13 protein-coding genes and 1 tRNA gene are annotated in these 15,687 nt (G+C 61.1%); 6 read left to right on the top strand and 8 right to left on the bottom strand.

Going from position 1 to position 15,687, the window contains the following annotated elements; translation table 11 throughout:
* The 3 genes from ACFFAR_RS08625 to ACFFAR_RS08635 all read left to right on the top strand — a co-directional run.
* Positions 1-1,081: NCS2 family permease (locus tag ACFFAR_RS08625; protein ID WP_375507753.1), on the top strand; the 1,081-nt coding region annotated here is incomplete at its 5' end.
* A 24-nt stretch (positions 1,082-1,105) separates the two neighbouring features.
* Positions 1,106-2,449 (top strand): guanine deaminase, encoded by a 1,344-nt coding sequence (guaD, locus tag ACFFAR_RS08630; RefSeq protein WP_086381962.1) that lies wholly within the window; start codon positions 1,106-1,108, stop codon positions 2,447-2,449.
* Between the two features lie 132 nt (positions 2,450-2,581).
* Positions 2,582-3,034, top strand: coding sequence for a hypothetical protein (locus ACFFAR_RS08635; RefSeq protein WP_075359613.1), 453 nt, complete (start codon positions 2,582-2,584; stop codon positions 3,032-3,034).
* Positions 3,035-3,107: 73 nt separating this feature from the next.
* Here the strand turns inward: ACFFAR_RS08635 and ACFFAR_RS08640 are convergent, their stop codons facing one another.
* From ACFFAR_RS08640 to ACFFAR_RS08675, 8 genes are all read right to left on the bottom strand, one after another.
* Entirely contained in the window at positions 3,108-4,166 is a 1,059-nt protein-coding gene (locus tag ACFFAR_RS08640) for a 2-aminoethylphosphonate aminotransferase (RefSeq protein WP_375507754.1), read from the bottom strand.
* 5 nt (positions 4,167-4,171) lie between these two features.
* Positions 4,172-5,350, bottom strand: coding sequence for a phosphonopyruvate decarboxylase (aepY, locus tag ACFFAR_RS08645; protein ID WP_174363970.1), 1,179 nt, complete (start codon positions 5,348-5,350; stop codon positions 4,172-4,174).
* A complete protein-coding gene (gene aepX, locus ACFFAR_RS08650) occupies positions 5,347-7,053 on the bottom strand; it encodes a phosphoenolpyruvate mutase (RefSeq protein WP_075359616.1) in 1,707 nt (568 codons plus the stop codon). Before aepX ends, aepY begins: the two co-directional genes overlap by 4 nt.
* Positions 7,050-7,817 (bottom strand): NTP transferase domain-containing protein, encoded by a 768-nt coding sequence (locus ACFFAR_RS08655; protein WP_174363969.1) that lies wholly within the window; start codon positions 7,815-7,817, stop codon positions 7,050-7,052. The genes aepX and ACFFAR_RS08655 overlap by 4 nt, the downstream gene beginning before the upstream one ends.
* A gap of 21 nt (positions 7,818-7,838) precedes the next feature.
* Positions 7,839-8,846 carry a flippase-like domain-containing protein gene (locus tag ACFFAR_RS08660; RefSeq protein ID WP_061998861.1) on the bottom strand — a complete coding sequence of 336 codons (1,008 nt, stop codon included), beginning with the start codon at positions 8,844-8,846 and terminating at the stop codon, positions 7,839-7,841.
* Entirely contained in the window at positions 8,843-9,661 is an 819-nt protein-coding gene (locus ACFFAR_RS08665) for a 2OG-Fe(II) oxygenase (RefSeq protein WP_375507755.1), read from the bottom strand. The genes ACFFAR_RS08660 and ACFFAR_RS08665 overlap by 4 nt, the downstream gene beginning before the upstream one ends.
* Complete coding sequence (locus ACFFAR_RS08670) at positions 9,658-10,356, bottom strand: CDP-alcohol phosphatidyltransferase family protein (protein WP_174364495.1); 699 nt, start codon at positions 10,354-10,356, stop codon at positions 9,658-9,660. Before ACFFAR_RS08670 ends, ACFFAR_RS08665 begins: the two co-directional genes overlap by 4 nt.
* Before the next feature lie 192 nt (positions 10,357-10,548).
* Positions 10,549-11,286, bottom strand: a complete 738-nt coding sequence (locus tag ACFFAR_RS08675) for a DUF4136 domain-containing protein (protein ID WP_174364494.1) — start codon at positions 11,284-11,286, stop codon at positions 10,549-10,551.
* 263 nt (positions 11,287-11,549) lie between these two features.
* Here ACFFAR_RS08675 and pepN point away from each other — a divergent pair, with 263 nt between their 5' ends.
* The 3 genes from pepN (at position 11,550) to ACFFAR_RS08690 (ending at position 15,568) form a co-directional block, all read left to right on the top strand.
* Positions 11,550-14,261, top strand: coding sequence for an aminopeptidase N (gene pepN / locus ACFFAR_RS08680; protein ID WP_174364493.1), 2,712 nt, complete (start codon positions 11,550-11,552; stop codon positions 14,259-14,261).
* Positions 14,262-14,413: 152 nt separating this feature from the next.
* Complete coding sequence (locus tag ACFFAR_RS08685) at positions 14,414-15,439, top strand: class 1 fructose-bisphosphatase (protein ID WP_061998856.1); 1,026 nt, start codon at positions 14,414-14,416, stop codon at positions 15,437-15,439.
* Positions 15,440-15,492: 53 nt separating this feature from the next.
* Positions 15,493-15,568, top strand: a tRNA-Thr gene (locus ACFFAR_RS08690).
* Positions 15,569-15,687: the final 119 nt, after the last annotated feature.

Here is a 15,687-nt window from a genome sequence, read left to right on the forward strand (position 1 = left end):
CGCGTTCGTCATGGTTCACAGCGGCAAGATGCCGTGGCAGACCGCGCTCGGCTGCGTGTTCTGGGCCGGCGTGATCTTCGCGGTCCTGGCGTTGTTCAACGCGCGCAAGCTGGTCGTCGATGCCATTCCGGCGAATCTGCGCCACGCTGTATCGTGCGGCATCGGGCTCTTTATCAGCTTGATCGGCCTGGTCAATGCGAAGTTCGTGGTCGGCGATCCGGTGACGATCGTGCATTCGGCATCGCTGAATCCGGTAGTGATCACGTTCTTGATCGGCTTGGCCGTGACCACCATCCTGGTCGCGCGCAAGGTGACCGGCGCGCTGATGCTAGGCATCATTTTCACGACCGTGATTGCGATTCCAATCGGCCGGTTCTGGGGCGACGGCACGGCATACTGGCCCGCCGCAATCGCCACGAAAACACTCGTGAACTGGAACGGCCTGGTCTCGGCCCCGGATTTTTCGGCGCTCGGCCAGCTCGATATTTTCGGCTCGCTGAAGGTGATCTACTGGCCGTTCATCTTCGTCATGTTGTTCACGTCGTTCTTCGACGCGCTTTCAACCTTCATGGCGATCTCCGAAGCCGGCAAGCTTTACGATAAGGACGGCAACCCGCGCAACATCCGCGAATCGATGATGGTCGATTCGTTCTCCGCACTGATTTCCGCGCCCCTTGGGACAAGCCCGGCGAACGCCTACATTGAATCGGCGGCGGGGATTTCGGCGGGTGGACGCACGGGCCTGGTCGCGGTCATCGCGGGCCTGTGTTTCCTGCCGTTCCTGTTCCTCTCGCCGCTGCTCTCGCTCGTGCCCGCAATCGCGACGGCGCCGGCGCTCGTGCTTGTCGGCGTGTTCATGATGGAATCGATCACGAAGATCGAATGGGGCCGTTTCGACGAAGCCATTCCCGCCTTCCTCGCAATGATCCTGATCCCGCTGACCTACTCGATCACCGATGGCATTGCGTACGGATTCCTCGCGTTTGTCGTGATCAAGTTCTTCACGGGCCGCGGAAAAGAAATCAAGCCGGCGATGTGGATTGTCGCCGCGCTTTCGTTGCTGCTTTTGACACAGCTATAACACGCTTTACTGGAGACGTTTCAAATGCCTACGCCCACCCGCCAGACCGCCTACCGCGCGCAACTTCTCACGTTCCGCGACGATCCTGCTTTCTCCGACAGCAACGCCGTGTATGAGACCGACGGCCTGTTGCTCGTGGAGAATGGCCGCGTGGTGGCGGCGGGCGCGTATGCGGCCTTGCGCGCTCAGATCGCGCCGGACGCGATCGTCAAGGATCTGCGCGACAAGCTGATCGTGCCGGGCTTCATCGATTCGCACATTCACTATCCGCAGACCGACATGATCGCGTCGCCCGCGCCCGGTTTGCTGCCATGGTTGAACACGTACACGTTTCCGACCGAGCGCAAGTTCGAAGACCCGGCGTATGCACGCGAGACGGCAGGATTTTTCATCGATGAACTTCTCGCGTGCGGCACGACCAGCGCGCTCGTGTATTGCACGGTCCACAAGCAATCCGCCGATGCCTTCTTCGGCGAAAGCGAATCCCGCAATCTGCGCATGATCGCGGGCAAGGTGCTGATGGATCGTAATTGCCCGGAATATCTGCAAGATACCGCGCAATCCGGTTACGACGACAGCGCCGAACTCATCGCGAAATGGCATGGCCGCGGACGTCAGGAATATGCGCTCACGCCACGTTTTGCGCCGACCTCCACCGAGGCGCAACTCGAAGCCTGCGCGGTGCTCGCGCGCAAGCACCAGGACGTATATATCCAGAGCCACGTCGCGGAAAACACCGACGAGATCAAATGGGTCGAAAGCCTGTTCCCCGGGCATCGAAGCTATCTGGACATCTACGATCACTACGATCTGCTGCGTCAACGCGCGGTCTACGGCCATTGCATCTACCTCGACGATACCGATCGTCAACGCATGGCCGAGACCGGCGCGGTCGCGTCGCATTGCCCGACATCGAACCTGTTCCTCGGCAGCGGCCTCTTCGATATCGAAAAAGCCGGCAAAGCGAACATGCCGGTCGCGCTCGCCACCGACGTAGGCGGCGGCACATCGTTTTCGATGCTGCAAACCATGGGCGAAGCACACAAGATTGCGCGCCTGACAGGTCATCACCTGACGGCTGCACGCATGTTCTGGCTCGCGACGACGGGCGCTGCGCGAGTGCTCGATATGGCGGACAAGGTCGGGACGCTGAAACCCGGCAGTGAAGCCGATTTCGTCGTGCTGGATCCGGCCGGCACGCCGCTTCTCGCGCGTCGCACGGCACGGGCGGACTCGCTGGAAGAACTGTTGTTCGCATTCGCAATGCTGGGCGATGACCGCGCGGTCTTCGAAACCTATTCGGCGGGGCAGCGTGTGCATGAAAGAGATGCACGGCGTGCTGCGGTTGCGGAGCTGGCTGCAGCCTGACCACGCGCGACGGGGCCATTTAACCATTACAAGAGCGTAAGCCGGATCGGACAAAATTACAGATCGAGCGCGTTTGTCAGCTTCCCGGTAAAGTTTAGCCTTTGGCAACGCCCGAGCGCTTACCCACCGTTCATGAAGCCACACATCAAGCCGCTTTATCGAGCCGTCCGAATCGGCTTGACCGTCCTGATTGCCGCAACCTCCGCGCACGCTTCGGCTTACGCGCTGGACTCATTGCTCGATTGCAAAGCCGACGCGCACGCGTTCATTGCGCCGCTTCAGCAAGATCACGTCATCGAAGCGACGCCCATGCGCGTGGAAGCCAACTCCATCAACGCGTTCAAGCCGACACGCGACAGCCATCTGACCGCCTTCGATTTCGGTGTGTTCGCGGTCGTCGGATTTCAAAAGGACGACGCGATCTTCAAGACCGGGACCGGCGCGCCAATCGCGGAATCGGCTTACGGCGCGGTGGTTATCGGTGGGGAAGAGTCAGTGAGACAGAAAGTTCGCGCCGCCGGAAGCGACGCCATCATCCATCATGTCGCGCCGTTCATCACCGCGATTTTCTGCAACCGGGATTGATGAGATTCAAAAAGAAGGCCGCGACAACATGGCGTTGTCGCGGCCTTCTTCGTTTGAGCACAAGCCTTGAGGCTTAACGCACGATATTCGCGATCGATGCAATCAGCCGGTCGATGTCCGCTGCGTGCAAAGCGCCCATCGTGGAGATGCGGAACAGTTCGTTCGACAAACCGCCCTGCCCCGCGTAGATCACGAAACCCTTGGTTTTCAACGCGTCGTGCAGAACCGGATAGGTGGTTCCCACCGGCAACCGGTAAGCCCGCAACACGACCGACGACTCGCCATCCGGCAGCGCGCCTTCGATACCCAACGCAGCCAACCCCGAACGCGCCTGCTCGGCGAGCGCCGCGTAGCGCGCATGGCGCGCGTTCAGGCCGCCTTCGTCCTCGAACTCGCGCAGCGCTTCAACCAGCGCGTAATACGCGTGCACGGACGGCGTGAACGGCGTATTGCGTTCGTCCTGCAACCTGGCGAGACGCGTGATGCCGAGGTAATACGTGCGGCTCGCGGCGTGTTTCAGCGCTTCGCGTTTCGCGATTACAAACGCCGCGCCGGGCACGCCATGCAGACATTTGTTGGCGGTTGCGGCGACCGCGGTGATGCCGCCGCCATCGAAATCGATATGCTCCGCGCCGAAGCTGCTCACGCCATCGAGCAACAAGCCGATACCGCGCGCCTTGCACGCCGCGCTCAACTGGTCGATCTTGTTCAGGCGGCCGGTTGTCGTCTCGTGATGGATGATCGCGACATTCGTGAAACCGTCCAGCCTGGCCGTGATCGCATCGACATCCGGCGCGTCCATCCACGCGTACTTCACGACCTCGTGATCGATTCCGTACTGCGTCGCGATCTGCGCAATCCGTTCGCCATAGACACCATTCTCGATGACCAGCAAACGGCCGCCTTGCGGCACCATTCCGGCGATCATGCTTTCCACGGCAGCCGTGCCCGAACCCGTCATCAAGACAGCCGTCCAGACCTTCGGATCAAGCGAATAAGCCGCAAGCAAACGCGAGCGCGCTTCGTCCTGCAGATCGAAAAATTCCGGCTCGCGATGGCACAAGTCGGTTTGCAGCAGGCTATTGCGCACGCGTTCGGTCAGCGTGACAGGGCCGGGGTTGAGCAGCAGCATGATGTCTAGCGTCCGATATGTTTTTGCAGGCGCGCGCGCACGTCTTCCGGTGTGATCGACGGCCGCGGCAAGTCGCCGGGCGTGCCGGTGCTGATCGACAGGCGGGCGAAGCGAACGCCATCGACACCCTTTGCTTCGAACAACGTGTCGATGACCGAAAGATCGTCGCCGTCGAGCGCCAGCGCGTACCCGCACGCGGATGCAATGCGTGCAAACTCGACGCCCGGCGACACGGTTGCCTGAGCGCCGGTCGACTCGTGGGCACCGTTGTCGAGCAGCAGGTGCGTGAGGTTCGACGGGCCGTACGCGCCGAGCGTGGCGAACACGCCCATGCGCATGAGCGCGGCGCCGTCGCCATCGAGCGCGACCACGTTCAGGTCCGGCCGCGACAAAGCCAGCCCGAGCGCCATGGGCGTCACGCATCCCATTGATCCGACGAGGTACAACTGGTTGTCGCGGTCGTCAATGGCGTAGAGTTCGCGCCCGCAAAATCCCGTCGATGCCAGCACGACCGTGGATTCCTTCGGCGTATGCGCGATCACGCGTTGCAGTGCGTCGTGGCGTGAAGACAGTTCGCCGTTTTCAGCGAATTGCGTTCCGACTTCGGCGCGCTCGTTCAAAGCACGCCGGCGCACGCCGCTCAAGCCCTTCTTCGTGAGCTTGTACGGCGCAACACTGCCCTTCTGCATCACGAGCGCATACGGCCGCCCGGTGCTGTCCATATGCGCGGTCGCACGATCGAGCGCGGGACCAATTGCATCGGCTTCGGTGGGGAACAATTCCCATGGAATCTCCATGGTGTCCAGCATGGCCGGCGTGACCGGACCCATCAGCGCGTGCTGGGGTTCATCGGCGACGCCGGGCTGGCCGCGCCATGTGACGATCAGCAATTGCGGCAGCCTGAACGTCCAGGTCAGCGACGTGAGCGGGCTCACCGCGTTGCCGAGCCCGGAGTTCTGCATCATCGCCACACCGCGCCGCTTCTTGAACTCGCCCGATGCGCCCAGCGCCACGCCCGCGATCAACGCAACCGCGTCACCCTCGTTCGCTGCCGAAACATAATTCAGCGACTCGTCCTGCAGCACGTAATTGATGAACGGCGTCAGGTACGAGCACGGCACGCCCGCGTACCAGTCGAAACCGCGCTCACGCGCGGCTTCGACAAATTGTGCAGCTTCGATCACGCGCCTGCCTCCGCGCCCGACGATCCGTTCGATCCGTACGGTGCTTGCCCGTGAGCGAAGTCACCGGCTTGACGGAGTTCGTCGAGGTCGTTCACGCCGCGCCAGTGGCCATGCACGTATTGCACTTCGATGCGCTCGCCCGCCGCGATCAGTGCGTTGAGCAGCGCGGCCATGTCGAGCCTGGCGAAGTCATCGCGTCGTTGCAGTTGTTCGAGCGTGGCGACCAGACGCTCGCGGCCCGCGCCGCGCACGTTGAGCAAGCCCATCCAGCGGCCTTGCGGCGCTTTCGATTCCACGTTTGCCGGAGCGGCCGAGCTCGTGACGCTTTCGAGCCAGACTTTCTGGCCGAAGAGCGCGCGGTCATCGGCGGTGGAGCAGAACGCAAAGTCCGTCGATGCAACCCCGGCTTGCGGCGTCTGCGACGAATCCACGACCACGCAGAAGTCGCTGTCCGACTCCACCAGATCGCGAAGAATGTAGCTGCGGAACAAGAGGTCGCCGTACGAGATGACCGTGTCGGCCGTGAACGATTTCGCTGCGCACGCGAGCGACGCCAGTTCGCCCGTCTGCTCATGCTTTTCGTTCACAACCAAACGAATGCCCGATGTATCGATGGCGTCCGCGCGATAACCGCCCACCACCGTGATGTCGTTGATGCCTTCCTTCTTGAACGCTTCGACCAGGCGGCGCAGCAGCGGCTTGCCCGCGATCGGCAGCATCACCTTGGGTTTGTCGGCGGTGACGGCTTCGAGGCCTGCGCCCCGGCTTGCCGCCAGAACAACCGCGTTACGCGATGCGCTCGCCGACGACAGATACACGCCCTCGGCCGTCGAATACTCTTCGGCGTCCTGCAGGCGGAAGATCTCGTTCACGCTCGCCACGCGGTCTTCCACGTTCACGAGCGTCTGGCTGGTGTGGATTTCTTTGGCGATAGCCTGCATGGTCGATGCCGCGCCGCGCAGCAAATGGTTCGCCCAGATCACCGTGCTGATGCCGGCCTGACGGAAGACATCGGTTGGCGTGCTGTAGTACTTGGTCGGCACGATCACGAGCGGGCCGCGGCCGGCCCATTCGCGTGCGAACGTAAGGATCTCGTCGGGCTTCGACAGCTTGCTGTGAATCAGGATGGCGTCCGCACCGGCTTGGCGATAAGCCTCGGCGCGCTTTAACGCCTCTTCCATGCCCCAGCCGGCAATCAGCGCTTCAACGCGCGCGACGATCGAGAAATTCGGATCGCTTTGCGAATCCTTGCCGGCCTTGATCTTGCCGCAGAACTCGTCCATCTCGGCGAGCGGCTGGCGCTCACCGTTCAGGAAGGAGTTCGTCTTGGGAAACTGCTTGTCCTCAATACACACGCCTGCAATACCGCGCTGTTCCAGCTTCTTCACCAACCGGCGGACATTATTGAAGTTGCCGTAACCAGTGTCGCCGTCGAGCAGGATAGGAAGGTCGCTGGCATCCGCCATGAACTCGAGCGTGTCGACCACTTGCGTCCAGCTTGCTTCGTTGTTGTCGCGTACGCCGAACTGCGCGGAGATCGTCAGGCCCGACCCCCAGATCGCCTTGAAACCGGCTTCCTTGACAATGCGCGCCGACAAGCCGTTGTGCGCTTCCATCAGGAATTCGAGCTCATTGCTTTGAAGCATTTCGCGCAGACGAAGGGAACGGGCATAAGCCGCGGGTAGTTGATACGGTGCGTTCATCGTAGGGCTCCAGCAAGCTGACGCAGTTGCGGCAAGACTTCGTCGGCCGCGCGTTTAACGTCGTTTTGAAAATCGATTTCGATCCACGGCGCGCCGGTTACATCGGCGACGTCGAATACCTGGCTGCGTTCCAGCAGCAGATCGCGGACAGCTTCTTCATGCGGCAGGTTCGCGCGACCCGTCGCGACGTATCCCGCGACGATCTCGGCCAGACGGCGTGCGGCGGTTTCATCGAAGCGGAAAAATCCCACCGATTCGCCAATCACGTCGTACTGCAGATCCGCCAGCACCTGCTTGCGCAACTCGACCGGTACGCCATTCGCCACGCAGAGTTTCACGGGTTCATCGCCCGCTTCGAAATCACGGTCGATCAACAAGCGGTTCACCGGCCCCGCGCCCGCGACCAGCGGTGCGAGAATGCGTTCGTCGTAAAGCACGTCGGCGTCCATCAGGAGCACGTCGCCGCCACGCGTCAACGCATCGGCCGCCGTATGCACGGACAACACGCTGCCAAGCGAAAACTCGTTGTTCACCACCACTTCGGTATGCGGCTTCCAGGCGATCGTGGCCAGTTCTTCTTCAACCACTTCGTGCTTGAATCCGAGTACAAAAACGATCTCGTCGACGCCCGCGGTTTTCAGCAGTTGCAGATGACGTTCAAGCAGCGACGATTCGCCAAAACGCAGCAGGCACTTCGGCTTTTGCTGCCCTTCAGGCTGCACGAGACGTAATCCCATGCCGGCGGCAAGGATGATTGCGCGCATGTTGATCCTATGGGTAAGGCTTTATTCGATATCCGGCACGCGCGCAAGACGACGGCGCTGCCAGCCCTTTTCAGCGAAATGAAGATAAACGATGCCAGGCAAACCCAGCAGCAACTCACGCGCGCGCTTGGCGAGCGAAAGCGCCAGGGCGGCTTCGGGCGGCAAACCAATCAGGCGCGCGAGCAGCAGGTAGCCGCCCTCCTGCACGCCGAGCGAACCGGGCACGGCGAACGCCGCGCCACGAATGGCCTGGCCAAGACTTTCCAGCATCAACGCTTCGCCCCACCCAACCGGCGAGCCGAGCAGATGCAGGGCAAGCCAAACTTCGCCCGTACCGACAATCCAGCCCAGCAGGCTCAGCGCGAAACTCGCGGCGACCGGTCCGGGTTTCTTGTAGAGCTCGAGCACGGCGCTATCGACAGCTTCCGCGCGCGATACCAGCGACGACCAGTCGCGCTTCTTTGAAAAGCGCGCGGCAAACTGGGAAGCAAAACGCGTTGCCCGGCCGAACAAACCCGCACGCTGCGCAAAGAAGAAGCCGACGACCATCAGCGAGCACACCACGATCACGATCAGCACCGGCAGCAACATGCCTACGCCCGATGCATAGCCGCTCAGGAGCGCGAGGCCGATCATTGCGAAAATCATCTGGCCGACGGACTGCATGGTCGTGCTGACGGTGATGACGGCGGCGGCGTCGCGCGCACGCATGCCGCGCTGCGAGAGATAACGCACCATCAGCATGGGGCCGCCTATCTGGCCGGCCGGCATCAGGCTATTGACGGACTCGCCGGTCCAGCGTGCGAGCAATGCGTCACGGAACGTGACATCGCGTTCATTGCGGGGAAAAAGAGTTTCGATGGCCAGCGCGTCGATCACGACCGGCAGCACATGAAATGCCGCGACCGCGAGCAGTCCCCAGCCAGCGGCCGCAAGCGCCGTCGCGACGGAACCGAAACCCTGCCAGCCCAGCAGCGCGATGAACAACACCACGCCGAGCGACAGAAGGACAGTTCCAGCGCGGCTCATGCGGCGCCGTTCCTCCCGCCTTTGCGGCGGAATACCTGGCCGAAACCGAAGTACGCGATCGAATCCTTCATGTTCGAGATAAAACGCTGCCACGGCCGCATGTTCGGATTCGTGACGTACTCGAAAGTCAGCGATACGCGAAATTCATTCGCGCGTGCGGGCGTGATGCGATGGCGCAGCTTGTCGCCATCGAAGAAAACAAGGCCGCCCGGCGGGATTTGCACCGAGCCGGGCTGATCCGGAATCTCAGGCGTGCGCGTGTGCAGCTCGTAGTCGAGGCGGCACGATGAATCGTCCATCACGCCCAGCAGCAGCGTGTAACGGCGGCCTTCGTAGTACGACGTGTCGTAATGCCAGCCGATGTGATCGCCCGCCTTCGTATAGAAGTACAGCGCGTAGGCATGCGGGTCGTCGGCGGGAGACTCCTGGAGCGTGTCGCCGCTGATCTTTTCCAGCCATTTGATCAGCGCGGGAGACCGGTACAAGTCGGCAATGAACGGCGCCAGTTCGTCAATTGCGTGCCGGCTTACGCTGCCGCCCGCCTTGTGCCCCGGAATGTAATTCCGGTTGATTGAAGGCGTCACGGCACGCACGGCCTCGACAAGCTTTTCCGTGAACTCGCTTGGCAGGAAGTCTTCCAGATACAGGAACGCGCCCTGGTCATCGAAGGTCTTGTGCAGCGTTGCCGGCTGAAGATCCGCGGCAGAACGCTGGAAATGTGCGGCGAGCGCTTCGTCGACAGCCTGCACGCCTTTGCGCGCGGCAGTCGTGCCGCCGTAACTATGCGTGGAAGCCGGATTGACAGTTGAATTCATTGAACAGCCTGCAAGTCTTGTGCGTCGGCGTCCCCGCTCGATGCTGTATTACGGGCGGCACGGCGAACCACGCGCAGATAGTCCACCACGACCCACACTGCAAACAGCGGCGCGCCGATGGAAGCAGCAACAAGGAACGGCGTCATGCCATTGAGCAGGGTCACGACGGGCAACAGATACAAAACGTCTTCGGTTTCAAAGCCTGCCATGGACGCCTGTTTCGTACCGTTTTTACCCGCCATGGATTCGATTCGCATGCGCAGAAAAAAGATCAGCGCGACTGCAACGCCCGCTACGCCGCCCAGCCATTGGGCCGGGACGATCATTGACGGATGATGCACGCCGACATAAAACCCGAGTCCTACAAACAGCAACACCGTCACGACAGAATCGCACGCGAGGTCGTAAAAATGACCGATCTTGCTGGATTGCCCGCTGATCCGCGCCAATTCACCGTCCGTATGATCGACAAAATTCGACACAGCGATTAGTAACGCACCCAGGCTGCAAGACCAGAAACTGCCAACCGACAGATAGTATGCGCCAACCACGCCAATGAGCAGGCGCAAGGTGGTGAGATGGTTGGGGGTAATCGGGGTGCCGATCAGCGGCGTAACCAGGCGCCGGGCGAGCCGCGCGTCCAAGGTTGCGGGCTCGGGAAGGGCACGGAGTGTAGCGTTGCGGGGATTGTTCATCCTCGAAATATATCTCGTTTCGAGTTTAATTGCATATATGGGGTCACCGGATTCGATGCGCGTTAGAGCCGCACTGTGTCCGCATTCGAGCACAGTGCAACGCAGATTTTGACGCCCGTTTGAGTGTCCCAAACTGAACGATGGCGCGGGCCAAGTAGCCCGCCTTAACGTCGGTATTTATTTCTTTACCGCCTACTGCAGGGGTACCGGCACCGCCGTCGGCGGGCTTGACGGTTTGCTCGCGCTTCCCGCTGCGACCGCGGTTTCATTGCTGGCACCCCCGGTTTTGTCGAGCGGAATCTTCACCGTGCGGACCGTTCCGTTACCCAGCGGGAAATCGGTCAGCGCGCTACGGATCAAATATGGCATGGCCCGCACCAGCGACGCTTCGCCGCCCGAATTGCTTGCGCTCACCTTATAAACCTCGCGCCCGGTTGCCCGATCAGTCAGGCGGATCTGCAGCGCGTGGACGAATACAGGATAACTTTGATCGACGTATCCCGCCGGGCCCATGTCCCAGCCGCCCCACGCCCCGTAACCACCCCAGCCTCCGTACGGGCGTCCGTACCAGCCGCCGTACATGGGCCACGGATCGTAATAGACCGGCTGCCGCACCGTCACGAAGTCACCGCGAATGGAATACGACAACTCGACCCGATAAGTCGCGCTCGTATCCGGCACCTGCCGAAACGAATGCGTCGCGAGTTCGTTCGCAACCAGCGCTTCATACGTTTTCTGTTCGATGCTGTTCTGCTGCTCCGCCGAGCGCGCAAACGCATACGTCCGGGTCGCGTCGCTACCCGACCAGTCCGAAAACGCAGAGACCTGCGTCTGGACGTAGGTCGTGCACCCTCCGAGCAGTGCGAAACCCGCGATCAGCGCAACGCGCGCCGCACTTTTCCATTCTCCGCACAACCGTCCAAACGCCATGGCCGACCTCTTTGATTCCGTTGATCTTCTTACGCTGATTTTTTAGCGAGCCCCACCAAGCCAGTGCCACAAGCGCTGCATGGATATTGCCTTGCCCCACCTGTTAAGAGACTGTAATGCCCTGTCGAAGTTCGGGGAATAGGCCATTCGGCTGACCCCGAATCGAGCCCACGTTTCTCCGAGCCTTTGTACAATGGTCCGATACAAGGCCGCCTCGACCACCTCGCAGCCGAGGCACAGCTCCCAACTCAATTCGAACCGACATGTCCAACTCGACCGCCCCAGCCGTAATCCGCCGCGCCGACTACACGCCGCCCGCATTCCTGATCGACACCGTCGCGCTCGAGTTCGATCTCGTGCCGGAGCGGACCGTCGTGCGCAACACCATGCGCCTGCGCCGCAATCCGGACGCCGCGCCGGCGGCGAGCCTGGAGCTGATTGGCGAACATATGGAGTTCCTTGGCGCCACGCTTGACGGACGTCCGCACGCGGACGTCCGTGTCAGTGAAAACGGTCTATCGGTGAACAATATTCCGGACTCGTTCGAATTGACCATCGAAAGCACGTGCAACCCGGCGGCCAACACCACGTTGTCGGGGCTGTATGTATCGAGCGGCAATTTCTTTACGCAATGCGAGGCCGAAGGCTTTCGCCGGATCACGTATTTCCTCGACCGACCCGACGTCATGTCCACCTACACGGTCACGCTGCGCGCCGACAAGGCCGCTTATCCAGTCTTGCTGTCGAATGGCAATCTGATTGAAGAAGGCGATCTGGAAAACGGCCGGCACTTCGCCCGCTGGGAAGATCCGTTCAAGAAGCCGAGTTACTTGTTCGCGCTGGTCGCGGGCAAGCTGGTCAAGCTCGAACAGCGCATGAAGACGGGTTCGGGCAAGGAAAAGCTGCTGCAGGTCTGGGTCGAACCGCACGACCTCGACAAGACCCAGCACGCCATGGATTCGCTGGTCCATTCCATTGAATGGGACGAACGGCGCTTCGGACTGGAGCTCGATCTTGACCGCTTCATGATCGTCGCTGTCAGCGACTTCAACATGGGCGCAATGGAAAACAAAGGCTTGAACATCTTCAACACGAAGTACGTGCTGGCCAATCCGGAAACGGCGACCGATATTGATTTCGGCAATATCGAAGCTGTCGTCGGCCACGAATACTTCCATAACTGGACCGGCAACCGCGTGACCTGCCGCGACTGGTTCCAGTTGAGCCTGAAGGAAGGCCTGACGGTCTTCCGCGACCAGGAATTTTCCGCCGACATGGCCGCCGGCCACGAGCCGGGCGCCGCCGCGGATGCTGCGCGCGCAACCAAGCGCATCGACGACGTACGGGTCCTGCGCCAGATGCAGTTTGCCGAAGACGCGGGCCCGATGGCGCATCCGGTGCGCCCGGAAAGCTACGTCGAAATCAATAACTTCTACACGATGACCGTCTACGAGAAAGGCTCGGAAGTCGTGCGCATGTACCAGACGCTGCTCGGACGCGACGGTTTCCGGCGCGGCATGGATCTGTACTTCCAGCGGCACGACGGCCAGGCCGTGACGTGCGACGACTTCCGTTACGCCATGGCCGACGCCAACGGCCGCGACTTCTCGCAATTCGAACGCTGGTACAGCCAGGCGGGCACGCCGCGCGTGACGGTGCGCACGCACTACGACGCTGCCGCCAAACGTTATTCGCTGACGCTCAAGCAAGGTTACGGCGAGGCATCCGAAGCCGCGCGTGCGACGCAGAAAGGCCCGTTGCTGATTCCGTTCTCGATCGGTCTCATTGGCAAGGGCGGCGCTGACTTGCCGCTGAAACTCGAAGGCGAGAAAGAAGCGCTTGGCACAACGCGTGTACTGGAATTCACAGAACCCGAGCAGGTGTTCACGTTCACCGACGTGACGGAAGAACCATTGCCGTCGCTACTGCGCAATTTCTCGGCGCCGGTGGTGGTCGAATACGACTACACCAACGAGCAACTGGCGTTCTTGCTGGCGAACGACAGCGACCCGTTCAATCGGTGGGAAGCCGGCCAGCGCCTCGCCACCCGCGAGTTGCTGACGCTGGCGGACCGGGCATCGAAGGGAGAAGAACTTACCCTCGACGACCAGGTGGTCGCAGCCTTCGCCCAGGTTCTCGACGATCAAACGCTTACGCCGGCGTTCCGGGAACTCGCGCTGATGTTGCCATCGGAGGCATATCTCGCCGAGCAAATGGCCGTCTCTGACCCGGCCGCGGTCCATGCAGCACGTGTGTTCGTGAGCCAGCGGCTCGCCACGAGCCTGCGCGACCGGTGGCTGGCCGTCTACGAAGCCAACCGGACGCCGGGTGAGTATCGCGCGAGCCCGGACGACGCCGGCAAACGCGGCTTGAAGAACCTCGCCCTCGCCTACTTGAGCCAGCTCGACGACCCGACCCGCGCCATCGAACTCGCGAGTGCGCAGTACGACGCCGCGAATAACATGACGGACCGGTCGGCGGCATTGTCGGCGTTGCTGACGGCGGGCGCATCGGGCTCGGCCGATACCACCGCTGCCAATGCAGCGCTCGACGACTTCTACAAACGTTTCGAGAACGAGCCGCTTGTCATCGACAAATGGTTCTCGTTGCAAGCCACGCAACGTGGCGGACCGAAACGCAACGTGCTCGAAATCGTGCGCAAGCTAATGCAGCACCAGGCGTTCACGCTGAAAAACCCGAATCGCGCCCGTTCGCTGATCTTCAGCTTCTGCGGCGCCAATCCGGCGCAGTTCCACGCCGCCGACGGTTCCGGTTACGCGTTCTGGGCGGAACAGGTGATCGCGCTCGACGCAATGAACCCGCAAGTCGCCGCGCGCCTTGCACGCACGCTCGAACAATGGCGCCGGTACACGCCCGCCTTGCGCGAAAGAGCGCACGCGGCGCTGGAACAGGTCGCGTCGAAGGTGAAGTCGCGGGATGTGCGTGAAATCGTGGAAAAGGCGCTCGGTCAATAATTGGCAGAGAGCGGGCTTTCACGCGAAAACCGGCGCTTCGGCGCCGGTTTTTTTGTGCCATATAGCTGCCATGCTTTTTGTGACATCAAGACACACAAGCTGAGCGGGTAGAATCTGGGGCATTCGTCTTAACGCTCCCGGAGCCCAACGCAATGTCGACCCCTTCATCGATTTCCCGTCGCACCACGCTGACCAAGTTGCTGATTGAGCAGCAGCGCGAACATCAAAACCTTCCCGCCGACCTGCGTTTGTTGATTGAAGTCGTGGCGCGTGCGTGCAAGCAGATCAGCTATCAAGTCAGCAAGGGCGCATTGGGCGAAGCGCTCGGCTCGGCCGGCAGCGAGAACGTCCAGGGTGAAGTGCAGAAGAAGCTCGACATCCTCTCGAACGAAATCCTGCTGGAAGCCAACGAATGGGGCGGCAACCTCGCCGCGATGGCGTCGGAAGAAATGGAAAAGATCTTCCCGATCCCGAATCGTTACCCGAAGGGCAACTATCTGCTCACGTTCGATCCGCTCGATGGCTCGTCGAACATCGACGTGAACGTATCGATTGGGACGATCTTCTCCGTTCTCCGATGCCCGGACGGCATGGAGCCGAGTGAAGAGGCGTTCATGCAGCCGGGTTCGGCGCAAGTCGCGGCAGGCTACGCGGTTTATGGACCGCAAACGGTGTTCGTGCTGACCACGGGTTACGGCGTCAACTGCTTCACGCTCGATCGCGAACTTGGTTCGTGGGTGCTCACGCAAAACAACATGCAGATTCCCACTGAAACGCGCGAATACGCAATCAACGCGTCGAACAGCCGTCACTGGTACGCGCCGGTGCAGAAGTATGTGAACGAACTGAACGAAGGCAAGGATGGTCCGCGCAAGGAAGACTTCAACATGCGCTGGATTGCATCGATGGTCGCCGACGTGCATCGCATCCTGAATCGTGGCGGCGTGTTCATGTACCCCGCCGACAAACGCACGCCGGATCGTCCGGGCAAGTTACGCCTGATGTACGAAGCGAATCCAATGGCGTTCATCGTGGAGCAGGCGGGCGGCGCCGCGACCGATGGCGAACAGCGCATTCTCGATATCGTTCCGACCAGCTTGCATCAGCGCGTCCCGGTGTTCCTCGGGTCGAAAAGCGAGGTCGAACGCGTCACGCGCTATCACGCAGAAAAGAATTGACCAGGGGTCTTGCCAAACTCGGCGAAGGGTCCTTATAATCTCGTTTCTCTGATGCCGGAATAGCTCAGACGGTAGAGCAGCGCATTCGTAATGCGAAGGTCGGGGGTTCGATTCCTCTTTCCGGCACCAAGCACCATTCAAAAAACCCGCGTCGTCTATCAAGACTTCGCGGGTTTTTTATTATCTTGTCGCCATGAAAAACGAACTAATACAATAGTTCCATGCCGACACTTAATGTAGTGCTTTAA

Source organism: uncultured Caballeronia sp. (assembly GCF_964243625.1).
GTDB lineage: Bacteria > Pseudomonadota > Gammaproteobacteria > Burkholderiales > Burkholderiaceae > Caballeronia.